We start from the raw sequence: 14,526 nt of genomic DNA, 5'->3' as shown, positions 1-14,526 counted from the left end.
CAGTTTCAATGGCATGGGGAGACACCCAGGAGCTTGATTTCGCCGGATGGGCTTGAGGGCATCCTCGAGCCCATCCGGCGTTTCACGGCATAACCTCGTCCCATGAGTCGGCCGCACACCTTCACCCCGCCCCCCTGCGCCCACGCCCGCCAGCTCCGCACCGCGCGCGGGGACTTCGCCGTACTGGACGCCTCGCCGAGCACCGTGTCGCGTGGCACCGCCCTTCTGCTGCCCGGGTACACGGGCAGCAAGGAGGACTTCATCGCACTCCTCGAACCACTCTCGGCGGCCGGGTACCGCACCGTCGCCGTGGACGGTCGCGGGCAGTACGAGACGGACGGGACGGACCGTCAGGAGACTTACGCACAGGGCGAGTTGGCCCGTGACGTGCTTGCGCAGGCCGCCGCTCTCGGCGCCCCCGACGACGGCACCGTGCATCTGGTCGGGCACTCGCTCGGCGGGCAGATCGCCCGCGCCGCCGTGCTGCTCGACGCCGCGCCGTTCCGTTCACTGACCCTCATGTCGTCCGGACCCGCCGAGGTCGCCGAGGCCCAGCAGCTCAAGGTGAAGGTGCTCAGCGATGCGCTCACGGCGCTGACCATGGCCGAGGTGTGGGAGGCGATGCGCGCGCTCGACCCGCCCGAGGATGCGGCGACCGACGGCGAGGCCCTGCGCCGACGCTGGCTGCGCCACCGGCCCGCCCAGCTGATCGCCACCGGCCGCCAGTTGGCGACCGAGCCGGACCGGGTGGCCGAACTCGCCGCCGTACCACTGCCCGTCCATGTGCTCTCCGGCGAGCGCGACGACACCTGGCCGGTACCGCTCCTCGACGAGATGGCACAACGGCTGGGCGCGCGCCGTACCCGGATCGCGGGCGCCGAGCACTCCCCCAACACGGACCGCCCCGAGGAGACGGCGGCCGCGCTCGTCGGCTTCTGGAACAGCCTGTAGCCGACAGGCGGCGAGCAGGCTCAGTACTGCGACTGGAGGTGCTGCCAGAAGCCGTCGCGCAGGGCCCGCCGCAGATGCGCGTGGCCGCGCAGCGAGTGCTGCAACAGCCGTTCGGCCTCGACCAGCAGGTCCTGGTCGACCGAGCCCGGCAGGTACGGATGGCCGGGCAGCAGATCGGCGAGGGACTCCCGGCCCCGGGCGGCCAGCCAGGCCGCGGCGATCTGCGCACCGACGAAGCGGACATCTTCGCGCGAGGGCGCGGGGGTGTCGTCCTCGTACGTGGTGACGGGGCGTCTGGTGACGTACGGACGGCAGAAGTCCAGGTCGAAGGTGCGCTGGCTGTCGACCTCCCAGAGCAGCGGTTCGGCCTGGTTGCGCCCCTCCCCCGCCTCGATGCCCCACAGGTGCACCCGGGCCCCGTACCCCTGCGCCGCCTCGACCGCGGACACCAGGTCCTCGTCGCCGCCGACCAGTGCCGCGTCGCTGATGGCGCGGTGCCGGGCGAGCGATTCGAGGTCGGTGCGGATCAGTGAATCGACGCCCTTCTGCTGGTTGTTGGCGTTGAGGTTGCCGAGTCTGACCTTGACGTCGGGGAGTTCGGCGATGGACTGCTGCTCGACGGTGTGGATGCGCCGCCTGGCTCCGTCGTACCAGTAGACGCGCAGCAGTCTGCTGTCCGCGAAGATCGTGCGGGCCTTGTCGATGAAGGCCTCGATCAGCCCTTCCGCGTCGAGGTCGAAGGAGCGGCGGTCCTCGGTGCCGGTGACGAGCAGTCCGGCGGCGGCGTACACATAGCCCGCGTCCACGAAGATCGCATGGGTCGAGGGGGTCTTCGACACCTCGGCGAGCACGCGCTGGAGCAGCTCGTTGGTGCGGTCCAGGCGCTCGTGGATCTCTGCCTCGTTCATTCGGGCCTCGTCGTAAGCCTCATCGTGGACCTCGTCGGCGCATGCTCGGTGACCTGCTGATACTTAGACATCCAAAAAATTTCCTTAGCGTAGGGAATGTTTGCAGTCGGCAAGCCGTTGTACATCTCGTGGGGCGCAGGACAGCGGTGTCGGGCGCTCTCATCCTTGTGGACGGGTCACCCGTCCTCCCAGTAGTTCTCCAGCAGGAGGATCAGACGAAGGGAAGCCCTGTGCGCTTCGAGATCATGCGACTCGACGATGTCGACGGTACCGCCGTGGACAGCACCGTCGTGGACGCCGCCTCCGTCAACCGGATCGTGCAGCAGGCCGCAGCCATAGGCCAGCGCATCTATATCCGCCCGGCCGAAACCTCGGCTTCGTAACGCACGACGACGCTCAAAGACGAAGCGCCCCCGCACGGAAGTCTTCCGTGCGGGGGCGCTGTGGTGTCCGCCGGCGCCTCAGGCGTTCTGGATGACCTGGGTGACGCCGTTGATGATCTGCTGTACGGCGATGGCGGAGAGCATCATTCCGGCGAGCCTGGTCACCAGCACCACGCCGCCGTCCTTGATGACCCGGATGATCAGCAGCGAGTAGCGCATGGCCAGCCAGAGCACGATGTGCATGACGACGATCGCCGACCAGACCGCGAGCTGGCTTCCCACACTGTCGGCATGCTGCACCGCGAGAATCACCGACACGATCGCACCGGGCCCGGCGAGCAGGGGCATGCCGAGCGGCACGAGCGCCACATTGACGTCCTTCGTCTGCGTCGGCTCGTCGGTCTTGCCGGTGAGCAGATCGAGCGCGATCAGCAGCAGCAGGAGTCCGCCCGCGATCATCAGGGCGGGTACGGAGACATGCAGGTAGTCGAGGATCTGCTGGCCGAGCACGCCGAAGACGGCGATCACACCGAAGGCGACCGCCACGGCCTGCAGCGCCATCCTGCGCTGCATCTTGGCGGGTCGGCCGGCGGTGAGGGCGAGGAAGATCGGGGTGATCCCGGGCGGATCCATAATCACAAAAAGCGTGAGAAAAAGGGATCCGAAGACAGCGACGTCGAACACAGTGAGCCTTGCGAGAAGAGAACGGGATACGGCCTGGGGGAGCGCACCCCGAAGCCATGACGGCGGCCTGACGGCCAGGTGCGCGGAAGTGGAACGTGGAGGTTGAGGACGCGGGAGGCGGGGCACGCGGATGAATGGGTGGCGTTACGCGTCCGACCGCGGGGCGGGGCGGGGCGAGCCGGTCCCGGGCCTCACGCCCCGGCCCCGACGCGGACCTACGCGTGCATGGTTACGTGTGTGGTTACGCCTGCGTCATCGTTACGCGGGGCGGGATCCACCGGCGCCCGGCACCGGGAAGGCTCCCGTGGCGCGCCGGGTGATCTCGCCGTAGATCTCGGGGTCGGTGGTGTACTCGCCGAGCCCGACGGTCTTGTGGGTCCCGTGGTAGTCGCTGGACCCGGTCGTCAGCAGCCCCAGCTCCCGGGCGAGCCCGCGCAGCCTGGCCCTCGTCATCTCGTCGTGGTCCATATGGTCCACCTCGATGCCGTCGAGGCCCGCGGCGGCGAGCCGCGCGATCGACGACTCCGGCACCACCTCACCGCGCTTCACGGCGAGCGGGTGGGCGAAGACGGTGACGCCGCCGGCGGCCTTGACCAGCCGGATCGCGTCGAAGGGGTCGAGTTCGTGCTTCTCGGCGTACGCGCGTCCGCCGTTGGCGAGCCAGTCGGGCGTGAAGGCGTCGGACACCGACCCGACGACGCCGAGCTCGACGAGCGCGGCGGCGATGTGCGGCCGGCCCACCGATCCGTCCCCGGCGATCCTCGCGACCCGCTCCCACTCGATCGGGACGCCGAGCGCCTGGAGCTTGCCCACCATCGTCCGGGCGCGGGGCACCCGGTCGTCCCGTACCAGCTCGCGCTCGCGGGCCAGCTCGGGCTCGTCGGGGTCGAAGAGGTAGGCCAGCATGTGCAGGCTCACACCGTCGATCCGACAGGAGAGCTCGGCGCCGGTGACGAGGGTGAGCCCCTCGGGGAGGGCGGCGATCGCCTCGGCGTGACCGCGCACGGTGTCGTGATCGGTGAGGGCGACGACGTCGAGGCCCGCGGCCGCGGCGTTGCGCACCAGCTCGGCGGGGCTGTCCGTGCCGTCCGAAGCGGTGGAGTGGGTGTGCAGGTCGATGCGCACGACGCGTACTCCAGTGCTCGGTGCCGGACAGGGGGACGTCCCAGGATAACCGGCATTCGAACGACGCCCGGCCGGGCCGGATGGCCCCGCGGGCGCCAGGTCCGGACGCGGGCCGATCCGGTTCGGTCTCAGTTGATCAGGCGCGGGGTGAGCGCCCCGCACGGCACCAGGTCCATCTCTCCCCCGGCCTCGCGCAGATCGGCGAGCACCAGTTCGTCGTACATCAGGAGTCCGGACTGCTCGGGCCAGACGATCGCCCAGAGCCACAGCCCGCGCGCCTCGCCCGCAAAGACCGCACGGTCCTCCGGCGCTCCCTTGACGTGCCAGAGCGGGGTGGGGCGGCCGGCAGCGAGCATCTTGACGTCCGGCGGGCCGTCCACGTCCAGATGCGGGCCGGGGTCGGGGCCGTCGATGCCCGCGTAGCGCGCGCCGAGTCCGACGCCGAGCTCCTCGGTGACAAGCAGCAGCTCGCCGACGCCGCCGACCGGACCGGGACCGGAGCAGGCCACGACGGTGGCGCGACCGCCGCTGCGGTCGTCACCCGCGCTCGCCACACCGGTGAACAGCCAGCCCACCGGCAGCGGCCAGGGCATCCACACCGGCACCTCGGCCCGGCGCACCACCGCCGCCAGCGCCTCGACGCTGGGTGGGATGGCCGGCTGCAGCGGTTGCACGCTGCCGTGCACGGAGCACTGCCAGGTGTCGGCAAAGAGACCGGGCGCCCTGACCCGGCCTCCACACTTCGGGCAACTGGGTTCGCCCCTCATAGCGACCAACGGTCCTCCTCGACCGTCGCCGCGTCAAGGACGATCACCCGTACGCAGCGCGCCCCCACCTGGGCATTTAGATGTAACTTGCATTCATTAGATCCTCTAACTTATTCTGTGCATAACACAACGATCTAGTGGAGAGCGAGAAGCCCATGCAGGGAGAGGATCCGTTCGATCAGGGAGCGGGCAGCATCCTGCGCCAGCCGAAGGCCGTCTGGGCCACGGCGGGCGCCTCTGTCGTCGCGTTCATGGGAATCGGCCTGGTGGACCCGATTCTGCCGTCCATAGCCAAGGGCCTGGAGGCGACGCCGAGCCAGGTGTCGCTGCTCTTCACCTCGTACTTCCTGATCACCGCCGTCGCGATGCTCGTCACCGGCTTCGTGTCCAGCCGGATCGGCGGCCGTAAGACGCTGCTGACCGGCCTCGCGCTCGTCGTCGTCTTCGCCGCGCTCTCCGGTACCTCGTCGTCCGTCGCCGAACTCGTCGGCTTCCGGGCCGGCTGGGGTCTGGGCAACGCGCTCTTCGTATCGACCGCACTCGCCGTGATCGTCGGTGCGGCGGCCGGCGGCAGCGCGGCGGCGATCCTGCTGTACGAGTCCGCGCTCGGCCTCGGCATGGCCTGCGGACCGCTGCTCGGCGCCCTGCTCGGCGACGCCAGCTGGCGCTACCCGTTCTTCGGCACGGCCGCGCTGATGGCGATCGGCTTCATCTGCATCACGCTGTTCCTGAAGGAACAGCCCAGGCCCGCCAAGAAAACATCGCTGCTCGACCCGATCAAGGCACTCGGCCACGGGGGCCTGGCCTCCGTCGCAACCTCGGCGTTCTTCTACAACTACGCGTTCTTCACGGTCCTGGCGTTCACGCCGTTCGTGCTGAACATGACGCCGTACAAGTCGGGCGCGGTCTTCTTCGCCTGGGGTCTGCTGCTCGCGGTCTTCTCGGTGCTCGTCGCCCCGCGGCTGCAGAAGCGTTTCGGATCAATGAAGGTGCTCGGCGCCTCGCTGGTGCTGCTCGCCGCCGACCTGGTGATCCTGGGATACGGCAACCACACGGCCGCCATCGTCTGCACGATCGTCTCCGGCGCCTTCATCGGCATGAACAACACCGTCTACACGGAGCTGGCGCTCGGGGTGTCGGACGCGCCGCGCCCGGTGGCGAGCGCGGGTTACAACTTCGTCCGCTGGTTCGCCGCTGCCGCCGCCCCCTACCTCGCTCCGAAGATCGAGGAGTGGAGCGACATCCACATCCCGTTCGTGGTCGCCGCGATCGCGGCCGTGGTCGGGGCGGTCGTCGTCTGGATCCGGCGTACGGCGCTGAGCCACGAGGCGCAGGAGCTGGAGCCGAAGCACGCCACCGAGGACGGTGTCACCGTCTTCGCCAACTGACCACGGCGCCGGCGTTCCCCCGTTCCGCCCCGCCCGCGGCTCCCCCTCCTGGCCGCGCGGCGGGGCTTCCCGTATCCCCGGCCGGCCGTGACGTACGTCTCAGTCCAGGTTCACGGAGCCGCGCAGCGGATCACGCAGATCCGTGCCGTGCGACAGCCACCGCTCCTGGAGCTCCTGCGCGCCCCGGACCCGCTTCCAGGCGGCCTCGTTGTGGGTCATCGGCAGCAGCGGCAGGAACCGCACCGGCTCCATGGGCGCGTCCGTCTTCAGATCCTCGACCAGTCCGCCCGGCTCGGCAACCAGTACGGAGCTGAACGGCGCCCCGGGCCACAGTGGTTCGCCCACCTCCAGCGAGGCGCCGGGGGTCACGATCACCCCCTCGACCTGCGGGGAGGCCGCCAGCACTGCCAGCGGACGCAGCACCTTGTCGGTGTCGGCGAGTCCGGCGCGCACGGAGAGGATCAGCTCGGCGCGCGGCCCCTTCACCGGGTCCGCGAGGGTCGCGGTCGGGTCGGCCATCGGCTGTGCAGACATGCCGAGCGTGGCGTAGCGCACCACATCACCGTCGACGAAGCGGAGCACCTCGATGCGGTCCGTCCCGAGGAACGTCACCGCTGCGCGCGCGTCGGGTTCACCGAGGGTCGTGAGCAGCCGGGCCTCGACCAGAGCAAGAATTTCTCCCATCCCGCGAGCATAGGACGCGTATGGAACGGGCAAAGTAAAGGATTGGCCCTCAGTCGGCTGATAGTCTTGGCCGCTGGTCGGGGCAGCACGCAGAAGCGTCGCTCTCAGTCTCGACGACACGTCATCCCCCACGGGGGACCGGCTGGAGGAGGTGGGGCTGCCATGGATCGAAGTCGACCGTGCAGTACCAACCGCTCTTCCGTATCTCACCTCTCTTCGGTGATCTGAAGCCTTCTCGGTCAAGGCCCAAGGCATTGCGCACGGCGGAAGAGCACCCCCCTTTGCCTGTCTGTAGCGAATTTGCCTGTCTGTAGCGAACGCCGTCATCGTGCCGCCGCGGTGCCGCCCGCTTTGCGGACGTGAGCACACGTCCCCATTCCGGGCTGTTCCACGTGCCCGACGACGGCCCTCCGTGAAGGAGCCAGCCATGTCGATGATCCGCGACCTGCGCGCCGCCGTGCGCCCGTCCCTGCGCAAGAGCAACGCCCTGCACAACAGTTACGACACCACCCGTGACCCGTCCGCCTCCAGCGCGGTCGTCGACTGCGCGGTCTACCGCGACGGACGGCGCGTGGAGAGCGGCTCCTGCCGCACGCCGCACGAGGCGATGCTCGAAGTGCGGGAGGAGGGCGGCTTCGCCTGGATCGGCCTGCACGAGCCGACCGAGGAGGAATTCGCCGGTATCGCCCGGGAGTTCGGTCTCCACCCGCTCGCCGTCGAGGACGCCGTCCACGCCCACCAGCGGCCGAAGCTGGAGCGGTACGACGACACGCTGTTCACCGTCTTCAAGACCATCCACTACGTCGAGCACGCCGAACTCACCGCGACCAGCGAGGTCGTGGAGACCGGCGAGGTGATGTGCTTCACCGGCCGGGACTTCGTCATCACCGTGCGGCACGGCGGCCACGGCTCGCTGCGTGCGCTGCGGCACCGGCTGCAGGACGACCCCGAGCTGCTGGCCAAGGGGCCCTCCGCGGTCCTGCACTCCATCGCCGACCATGTGGTCGACGGCTACATCGCGGTGGCGGGCGCCGTCCAGGACGACATCGACGAGGTGGAGATCGAGGTCTTCTCCACTCCCGCGAAGGGCAGCCCGCGCGGCTCGGACGCGGGCCGGATCTACCAGCTCAAGCGTGAGGTCCTGGAGTTCAAGCGGGCCGTATCACCGCTGCTGCGGCCGATGCAGCTGCTGAGCGAGCGGCCGATGCGGCTGATCGACCCCGACATCCAGAAGTACTTCCGTGACGTCGCCGACCACCTGGCGCGGGTGCACGAAGAAGTCATCGGCTTCGACGAACTGCTGAACTCGATCCTCCAGGCCAACCTGGCGCAGGCGACCGTCGCGCAGAACGAGGACATGCGCAAGATCACGTCCTGGGCGGCCATCGTCGCCGTACCGACGATGATCTGCGGCGTCTACGGCATGAACTTCGATCACATGCCCGAGCTGCGCTGGCGGTACGGCTACCCGATGGTGCTGGGCGTCATCGGGGCGGTCTGCTTCTCCATCCACCGCACGCTCAAGCGCAACGGCTGGCTCTAATAGAGTTCAGGCATGAATGCTGCTGCCACCGATGTGCCGCTGGGCCGGGCCCTGGTCGAGGAGGCCACGAAGAAGTCCGGCCTCGTCTGGGTGCGGGGCACCGGCCCCGCGCGGGCGCTGTGGCACGTATGGCACGAGGGTGCGGTGTATCTGGTCGGCGACGGCCCCGGTGAGCAGCCGCTCCCGGCCGGTCTCGCCGACGGGTCCGCCGCCGAGGTGACCGTGCGCAGCAAGGACAAGGGGGGCCGGCTGATCGCCTGGACGGCCACCGTGTCGGAGCTCGAGCCGCACTCCGAGGAGTGGGAGGCCGCGGTCGCCGAGCTCAAGGGCAAGCGGCTGAACGCGCCGGACGCCGAGCAGATGACGGAGCGGTGGGCGCGCGAGTGCCGGGTGCTGCGGCTGACCCCCGGCGAGTTCCGTACGGAGCTGCCGGACGGCTCGCTGGCGGCACCGCCGCTCCCGACGTCCGCGACCACGCGCCGACCGGTGCCGGCCGGACTGCCGCGACTGCTGAAGCGGGGCCGCAAGGGCTGAGGGGCGGAGCCCGCCCGTCCCCGGTCCGCCGGGGAACGCGCGGTGCGCCTACGACTCCCGTCGTACGGGCAGCGGCTCTGCGGGCCGCTCTCAGGAGGATGTCTTGGGCAGCTGCTGTCCGTAGTCGACCGTGTCGCCCTTCGCCGGTGCCTCCAGCGGGAAGTCCCTGTCCCAGTCCGACAGTGTCACGATCCCCCCGCCGCCGCCGCGCGCGAAGCGCAGGGGATACGGCGTGCCCTGCAGCGAGACGTCGAGCGTGCCGCCTTCGCCCTTGCCGCCCGTGATCTGCACGGTCCGGGTCGTTCCGACCTTTTCCCGGTCGCCCTTGTTGAGGGTGCCGTGCAGGGCGAGCAGCCCGTCGAGCAGGGTCTTCTTGTCCGTGAAGCCGCGCAGTTGCTTGTACGTGGGGTCGTCCTCGGGCACCTTCACGTACTTGTCCTCGAGCTTGTCCGCGGCCGCTCCGCCCGCGTGGCTGTCGGCACCCGACTTCTCACCGGACTTCTCGTCGTGGCTCCAGAACCCGGAGTCCGCCTTCAGATAGAGCTCGTCACCGATCCGCAGCAGCTCGAAGGTGCTGTCCTTCGAGGTGACGGAGCCGGTACCGCCCTTCTCCCTGAGCTGCATATTGAGCTTGTACGTGCCGCCCTTGCTGACCAGCGTCCCGGCGAGGCGCACCGCGTCGGCGGATGCCGCGGCGGCCTGCGCCTTCTTCTCGATCTCCGTGGCGGTGAGCTTGCCGACGCCGTTGGTCCCCTGGTCCGGATCCTCACCCCCGCACGCCGCGAGGGCGGCGGTCAGCCCCGCGCAGAGCACAACGGCGAGGGTGGTCCGGCGGCGACGGATCCGGACGGGCGGAGCGGAAGAGGTCACGGGCGCACTGCCTCTCATCTGCGGGGCGGGGGTGGCAGACGGCAGCGTACCTGTGCTGTACACGCCGTCCGGCAGAGAGCCGTACGGACGGGTCCACCGGGGCAGCCCGGAGCGGTACGGGCTAGCCTGATCCCGTCATAACGGTTAATTAGCTGTCAAACGGACCGGACAGAGAAGTCGTACACGGAAGAAGGAGGCGCACCATGGCGGCAGGCGCCCCCCGGGTCTTCGTCTCGCATCTCGCCGGCGCCCCGGTCTTCGACCCCAACGGCGATCAGGTGGGCCGCCTCCGCGACCTGGTCGCGATGTTGCGGGTCGGCGGCAGGCCGCCCCGGCTGCTCGGCCTGGTCGTCGAAATGCTCAGCCGTCGCCGGATCTTCCTCCCGATCACCCGGGTCACGGGCATCGAGTCCGGTCAGGTCATCACCACCGGTGTGGTCAACATGCGGCGCTTCGAACAGCGGCCCACCGAACGCCTGGTGCTCGGCGAGTTCCTCGACCGGCGCGTACGCCTCGTGGAGACCGGCGAGGAGGTCACCGTCCTTGATGTCGCCATCCAGCAGCTCCCGGCCCGCCGCGACTGGGAGATCGACAAGTACTTCGTACGCAAGGGCAAGGGCGGGGCACTGCGGCGCAAGGGCGAGACCCTGACGGTCGAATGGTCGGCGGTCAGCGGATTCTCACTGGAGGAGGACGGGCAGGGCGCCGAATCACTGGTCGCCACGTTCGAGCAGCTCCGGCCGACCGACGTGGCCAACGCGCTGCACCATCTCTCGCCGAAGCGTCGGGCCGAGGTCGCGGCCGCGCTCGACGACGACCGGCTCGCCGACGTCCTGGAGGAGCTCCCCGAGGACGACCAGGTGGAGATCATCGGCAAGCTCAAGGAGGAGCGCGCCGCCGATGTCCTGGAGGCCATGGACCCGGACGACGCCGCCGATCTGCTGTCCGGGCTCCCCGAGGAGGACAAGGAGCGGCTGCTGACCCTGATGCGGCCGGACGACGCGGCGGATGTGCGGCGCCTCATGTCGTACGAGGACCGGACCGCGGGCGGTCTGATGACCACCGAGCCGATCATTCTGCGCCCGGACGCGACGGTCGCCGACGCGCTCGCGCGGGTCCGGCAGGCCGATCTGTCCCCGGCGCTCGCCGCCCAGGTGTACGTGTGCCGCTCGCCGGACGAGACACCGACCGGCAAGTACCTGGGCACCGTGCACTTCCAGCGGCTGCTGCGGGATCCGCCGTACGCCCTGGTCAGCTCGATCGTCGACAGCGATCTCGTCCCCCTCGCGCCGGACACTCCGCTGCCGGACGTGACGAGCTATCTGGCCGCGTACAACCTGGTCTCCGTGCCGGTCGTGGACGAGAGCGGATCACTGCTCGGCGCCGTGACCGTCGACGACGTCCTCGACCACCTGCTGCCCGAGGACTGGCGGGAGACGGACTTCCACGGTGAGGAGGAGGCCGCCCGTGGCCGGTGAGGACCGCGCGAAAGGGGCGTCCACGGGTGCCTCGGGCATCGCGCGCCCGCCCCGTTCCCGGCTGGACCAGCCGAAGGCCCCGCGTCGGCGGCTGCTGCCCGAATACGACCCCGAGTCGTTCGGCCGGCTCTCCGAACGGATCGCGCGGTTCCTGGGCACCTGGCGCTTCATCGCCTGGATGACACTGGTCATCATCGTCTGGGTGGTGTGGAACGCGTTCGCGCCCGTGACGTGGCGGTTCGACGGGTACCCGTTCATCTTCCTAACGCTGATCCTGTCGCTCCAGGCCTCGTACGCGGCCCCGCTGATCCTGCTCGCGCAGAACCGGCAGGCCGACCGCGACCGGGTCACCTACGAGCAGGACCGCAAGCAGAACGAGCGCTCCATCGCGGACACCGAGTACCTCACCCGGGAGATCGCCTCCCTGCGGATGGGCCTCGGGGAGGTCGCCACCCGCGACTGGATCCGCTCCGAACTCGAGGACCTCGTGAGGGAGCTGGACGACCGCCGGGTCCTGCTCCCGGCCGAGAGTGACGAAGACCGCTGACGGGGGCTACTCACGCGTAGCCGCGGGCGCCGTAACATCGTCGGTATGGCTACGGAAGACGCGGTGCTTGAGGCACTGGCGACAGTGAACGACCCCGAGATCCACCGCCCGATCACCGAGCTCGGCATGGTGAAGTCGGTCGAGATCGACGCTGACGGTGCAGTCGCTGTCACGGTCTATCTCACGGTCTCCGGCTGCCCGATGCGCGAGACGATCACCAAGAACGTGACCGAAGCGGTGGCGAAGGTCGAAGGCGTCAGCCGCGTCGACGTCACGCTCGATGTGATGAGCGACGCCCAGCGCAAGGAACTCACGAGCTCGCTGCGCGGCGGCACGGCGGAGCGCGAGGTGCCGTTCGCCAAGCCCGGCTCGCTGACCCGGGTCTACGCGGTCGCGTCCGGCAAGGGCGGCGTCGGCAAGTCGTCGGTCACCGTGAACCTGGCGGCCGCGATGGCGGCCGACGGCCTCAAGGTCGGTGTCGTGGACGCGGACATCTACGGGCACAGCGTGCCCCGGATGCTCGGCGCGGACGGCAAGCCGACCCAGGTCGAAAACATGATCATGCCGCCATCGGCGCACGGCGTGAAGGTCATCTCCATCGGCATGTTCACTCCGGGCAACAGCCCGGTGGTGTGGCGCGGACCGATGCTGCACCGAGCGCTCCAGCAGTTCCTCGCCGATGTGTACTGGGGCGATCTGGATGTCCTGCTGCTCGACCTGCCGCCGGGCACCGGTGACATCGCGATCTCGGTGGCGCAACTCGTGCCGAACGCCGAGATCCTGGTCGTCACGACCCCGCAGCAGGCGGCGGCGGAGGTGGCCGAGCGGGCCGGCTCGATCGCCGTGCAGACCCACCAGAAGATCGTCGGTGTCGTCGAGAACATGTCGGGCCTGCCGTGCCCGCACTGCGACGAGATGGTCGATGTGTTCGGCACCGGGGGCGGCCAGAGGGTCGCCGAGGGCCTGACGAGGACGGTCGGCGCGGAGGTTCCCGTGCTCGGCTCCATCCCGATCGACGTACGGCTGCGCGAGGGCGGCGACGAGGGCAAGCCGGTCGTCCTGTCCGACCCCGACTCCCCGGCCGGCAAGGCGCTGCGCACCATCGCGGACAAGCTGGGGGGCCGTCAGCGCGGCCTGTCGGGCATGTCGCTGGGAATCACCCCGCGCAACAAGTTCTGAGGCGTCGGGGACCGCTCTCGATCGCCGGACGGGCGTGATGTGTCAGGCTCGTCCGGCGAGACCGAAGCCCGGTCGGTGGCCCGAGGCCGCCTTCGAGCCCGGTCGGCGATTCAGGCCAACGCGGTGACCAGCCTCGGCCGGTCACCGCCGTCCCCCTCGCTACGCGTACGTCGCGACGTCGCCGACGACCGAGAAGCCCAGCCCGTACGCGCTCATCCCCCGCCCGTACGCCCCGATGTGCACCCCGCCGTGCGCCGACCCCGCCAGCACCCAGCCGAACTCGGACTCGCGGTAGTGGAACGGCACGGGGACGCCGTCCACGGGCAGTGACAGCGCCGACCACGCGGGGCCGTTCAGATCGTCGGCGAGTTCGAACGCCGTCTCCGTCTGCTGGTCCAGCCAGTCGTCGCGCAGCGAGTGGTCCAGCTGCGCGGGCCGTGTATGGGCGAGCAGACCTGACCCGGCGAGCCAGGCCGCGGAGGACACCGTGATCGCGTCCAGCACCCCCGTACCGTCACCGCTGTGCCGCACCGGACTGCTGCCCACCGTCACGACGACGGCGAATCGTTGTTTCTCGGTGCCCGTGTCGGCCCGTACCGACGGTTCGTCACCGTGCCCCAGGGAACCGTGCTGCACGGTGCCGTCCGCGGCGGTGCCGACCTGCATCAGCCAACGGGGTCCGGTGAATGCCTCGTCCAGTGCGTACCAGGGAAACGGAGCTGCCAGATAACCCTCGACGACAGTCCGGGCCGCCGACACCCCTTCTGCGGCGACTGTGCCCGGCGCGTCTTCCGCGCCCACCCGACTGGTCGTCTCCATATGCCCGGCCCGCCTCCTCGATCCCTTGGGTCCGGAGAGGCCCGCCCCCCACGGGCGTCCTCACAACCGGACAGATGGAGAATAGCCATACCGTCCGGACGACTCGGGATTGACTGCCGTCAGGTGGCGTCGGCGTCGAACGGCGGGTGGTCGTCCTTCGCGGGCTGCGCACGCTTCTTGAGCAGGTCCGGAGCACCACCGGAGCCGTTGGCGGCGGTGACCGGCGAGGCACTCGACACGCCACCGCCGGAGTCCGCGGACTCCACGGCCGCGCTCTCCCTGCCGTTCACCGCGTCGGTTACCTCGGCCAGGTCCTTGCGCAGGTCGAAGCTCTCGCGGATCTCCTTCAGCCCCAGATCGTCATTGCCGTCCATGAGCTGCTTACGGACGAACGTCTTGGGGTTGAGGTCCTCGAACTCGAAGTCCTTGAACTCCGGACCGAGCTCCGTACGGATGTCCTCCTTGGCGCTCTCCGAGAACTCACGGACCTTGCGGATGAAGCGCGAGGCGTCCTGAATGACCTTGGGCAGCTTGTCCGGGCCGAAGATCAGCACGCCCAGGATCGCGAGCGTCGCCAGCTCGAGTACGCCTATGTCATTGAACACCCTGTTGCTCCTCGTGTTCTCCGAGACCGTGTCGGTCGAGGTCCGGACCCGGCCCACGGTA

16 protein-coding genes are annotated in these 14,526 nt (G+C 69.6%); 8 read left to right on the top strand and 8 right to left on the bottom strand.

What is annotated here, in order from left to right; genetic code table 11:
- Positions 1–102 precede the first annotated feature (102 nt).
- Positions 103–951 (top strand): alpha/beta fold hydrolase, encoded by an 849-nt coding sequence (locus ACFU8Q_RS06385; RefSeq protein WP_384448596.1) that lies wholly within the window; start codon positions 103–105, stop codon positions 949–951.
- Between the two features lie 20 nt (positions 952–971).
- Here ACFU8Q_RS06385 and ACFU8Q_RS06380 read toward each other — a convergent pair whose 3' ends face one another.
- A complete protein-coding gene (locus ACFU8Q_RS06380; protein ID WP_384448593.1) occupies positions 972–1,859 on the bottom strand; it encodes an NYN domain-containing protein in 888 nt (295 codons plus the stop codon).
- A gap of 230 nt (positions 1,860–2,089) precedes the next feature.
- On the opposite strand from ACFU8Q_RS06380, the gene ACFU8Q_RS06375 reads away from it, so the two are divergent.
- Positions 2,090–2,242 (top strand): hypothetical protein, encoded by a 153-nt coding sequence (locus ACFU8Q_RS06375; RefSeq protein WP_177328023.1) that lies wholly within the window; start codon positions 2,090–2,092, stop codon positions 2,240–2,242.
- Positions 2,243–2,320: 78 nt separating this feature from the next.
- Here ACFU8Q_RS06375 and ACFU8Q_RS06370 read toward each other — a convergent pair whose 3' ends face one another.
- The 3 genes from ACFU8Q_RS06370 to ACFU8Q_RS06360 all read right to left on the bottom strand — a co-directional run bounded on the left by ACFU8Q_RS06370 (position 2,321) and on the right by ACFU8Q_RS06360 (position 4,818).
- Positions 2,321–2,926 carry a MarC family protein gene (locus ACFU8Q_RS06370; protein ID WP_384448590.1) on the bottom strand — a complete coding sequence of 202 codons (606 nt, stop codon included), beginning with the start codon at positions 2,924–2,926 and terminating at the stop codon, positions 2,321–2,323.
- 258 nt (positions 2,927–3,184) lie between these two features.
- Positions 3,185–4,051 carry a PHP domain-containing protein gene (locus ACFU8Q_RS06365; RefSeq protein ID WP_384448587.1) on the bottom strand — a complete coding sequence of 289 codons (867 nt, stop codon included), beginning with the start codon at positions 4,049–4,051 and terminating at the stop codon, positions 3,185–3,187.
- 128 nt (positions 4,052–4,179) lie between these two features.
- Entirely contained in the window at positions 4,180–4,818 is a 639-nt protein-coding gene (locus ACFU8Q_RS06360) for a DUF6758 family protein (protein ID WP_384448585.1), read from the bottom strand.
- 155 nt (positions 4,819–4,973) lie between these two features.
- Between ACFU8Q_RS06360 and ACFU8Q_RS06355 the strand changes: the two genes are divergently transcribed.
- Positions 4,974–6,206, top strand: coding sequence for an MFS transporter (locus tag ACFU8Q_RS06355; protein WP_384448582.1), 1,233 nt, complete (start codon positions 4,974–4,976; stop codon positions 6,204–6,206).
- A gap of 99 nt (positions 6,207–6,305) precedes the next feature.
- Here ACFU8Q_RS06355 and ACFU8Q_RS06350 read toward each other — a convergent pair whose 3' ends face one another.
- On the bottom strand, positions 6,306–6,890 hold the full coding sequence (locus ACFU8Q_RS06350; RefSeq protein ID WP_384448579.1) for a suppressor of fused domain protein: 585 nt from the start codon (positions 6,888–6,890) through the stop codon (positions 6,306–6,308).
- A gap of 427 nt (positions 6,891–7,317) precedes the next feature.
- On the opposite strand from ACFU8Q_RS06350, the gene ACFU8Q_RS06345 reads away from it, so the two are divergent.
- A complete protein-coding gene (locus ACFU8Q_RS06345; RefSeq protein ID WP_384448576.1) occupies positions 7,318–8,433 on the top strand; it encodes a magnesium and cobalt transport protein CorA in 1,116 nt (371 codons plus the stop codon).
- A 12-nt stretch (positions 8,434–8,445) separates the two neighbouring features.
- Positions 8,446–8,967 (top strand): hypothetical protein, encoded by a 522-nt coding sequence (locus tag ACFU8Q_RS06340; RefSeq protein WP_384448573.1) that lies wholly within the window; start codon positions 8,446–8,448, stop codon positions 8,965–8,967.
- 90 nt (positions 8,968–9,057) lie between these two features.
- On the opposite strand, the gene ACFU8Q_RS06335 is transcribed toward ACFU8Q_RS06340, so the two are convergent.
- Positions 9,058–9,837: a hypothetical protein gene (locus ACFU8Q_RS06335; RefSeq protein ID WP_384448570.1), complete on the bottom strand. Its 780-nt coding sequence runs from the start codon at positions 9,835–9,837 to the stop codon at positions 9,058–9,060.
- 203 nt (positions 9,838–10,040) lie between these two features.
- On the opposite strand from ACFU8Q_RS06335, the gene ACFU8Q_RS06330 reads away from it, so the two are divergent.
- Genes ACFU8Q_RS06330 through ACFU8Q_RS06320 form a run of 3 tightly spaced genes read left to right on the top strand, consistent with a single transcriptional unit; the run spans position 10,041 to position 13,041 of the window.
- On the top strand, positions 10,041–11,315 hold the full coding sequence (locus tag ACFU8Q_RS06330; RefSeq protein WP_384448568.1) for a magnesium transporter MgtE N-terminal domain-containing protein: 1,275 nt from the start codon (positions 10,041–10,043) through the stop codon (positions 11,313–11,315).
- The gene (locus tag ACFU8Q_RS06325) at positions 11,305–11,862 is read left to right on the top strand and encodes a DUF1003 domain-containing protein (protein WP_384448565.1); all 558 of its coding nucleotides are present in this window, start codon (positions 11,305–11,307) and stop codon (positions 11,860–11,862) included. The genes ACFU8Q_RS06330 and ACFU8Q_RS06325 overlap by 11 nt, the downstream gene beginning before the upstream one ends.
- Positions 11,863–11,907: 45 nt before the next feature.
- On the top strand, positions 11,908–13,041 hold the full coding sequence (locus ACFU8Q_RS06320; RefSeq protein ID WP_384448562.1) for an Mrp/NBP35 family ATP-binding protein: 1,134 nt from the start codon (positions 11,908–11,910) through the stop codon (positions 13,039–13,041).
- Between the two features lie 159 nt (positions 13,042–13,200).
- On the opposite strand, the gene ACFU8Q_RS06315 is transcribed toward ACFU8Q_RS06320, so the two are convergent.
- Positions 13,201–13,860, bottom strand: coding sequence for a hypothetical protein (locus tag ACFU8Q_RS06315; RefSeq protein WP_384448560.1), 660 nt, complete (start codon positions 13,858–13,860; stop codon positions 13,201–13,203).
- 119 nt (positions 13,861–13,979) lie between these two features.
- Complete coding sequence (locus tag ACFU8Q_RS06310) at positions 13,980–14,465, bottom strand: sec-independent translocase (protein WP_384448557.1); 486 nt, start codon at positions 14,463–14,465, stop codon at positions 13,980–13,982.
- Positions 14,466–14,526 lie beyond the last annotated feature (61 nt).

The sequence above is a fragment of the Streptomyces sp. NPDC057543 genome (assembly GCF_042801895.1).
Taxonomy (GTDB): domain Bacteria; phylum Actinomycetota; class Actinomycetes; order Streptomycetales; family Streptomycetaceae; genus Streptomyces.
Note: the sequence above shows the minus strand (reverse complement) of the source record. Positions and strands in the feature narration are given on the sequence as shown.

What these genes read in the sequence shown, in the direction of transcription:
- ACFU8Q_RS06320 (WP_384448562.1), top strand. Translation starts at nt 11,908, where the DNA reads ATGGCTACGGAAGACGCGGTGCTTGAGGCACTGGCGACAGTGAACGAC.
- ACFU8Q_RS06345 (WP_384448576.1), top strand. Translation starts at nt 7,318, where the DNA reads ATGTCGATGATCCGCGACCTGCGCGCCGCCGTGCGCCCGTCCCTGCGC.
- ACFU8Q_RS06330 (WP_384448568.1), top strand. Translation starts at nt 10,041, where the DNA reads ATGGCGGCAGGCGCCCCCCGGGTCTTCGTCTCGCATCTCGCCGGCGCC.
- ACFU8Q_RS06340 (WP_384448573.1), top strand. Translation starts at nt 8,446, where the DNA reads ATGAATGCTGCTGCCACCGATGTGCCGCTGGGCCGGGCCCTGGTCGAG.
- ACFU8Q_RS06350 (WP_384448579.1), bottom strand. Translation starts at nt 6,890, where the DNA reads ATGGGAGAAATTCTTGCTCTGGTCGAGGCCCGGCTGCTCACGACCCTC.
- ACFU8Q_RS06360 (WP_384448585.1), bottom strand. Translation starts at nt 4,818, where the DNA reads ATGAGGGGCGAACCCAGTTGCCCGAAGTGTGGAGGCCGGGTCAGGGCG.
- ACFU8Q_RS06355 (WP_384448582.1), top strand. Translation starts at nt 4,974, where the DNA reads ATGCAGGGAGAGGATCCGTTCGATCAGGGAGCGGGCAGCATCCTGCGC.
- ACFU8Q_RS06315 (WP_384448560.1), bottom strand. Translation starts at nt 13,860, where the DNA reads ATGGAGACGACCAGTCGGGTGGGCGCGGAAGACGCGCCGGGCACAGTC.
- ACFU8Q_RS06380 (WP_384448593.1), bottom strand. Translation starts at nt 1,859, where the DNA reads ATGAACGAGGCAGAGATCCACGAGCGCCTGGACCGCACCAACGAGCTG.
- ACFU8Q_RS06385 (WP_384448596.1), top strand. Translation starts at nt 103, where the DNA reads ATGAGTCGGCCGCACACCTTCACCCCGCCCCCCTGCGCCCACGCCCGC.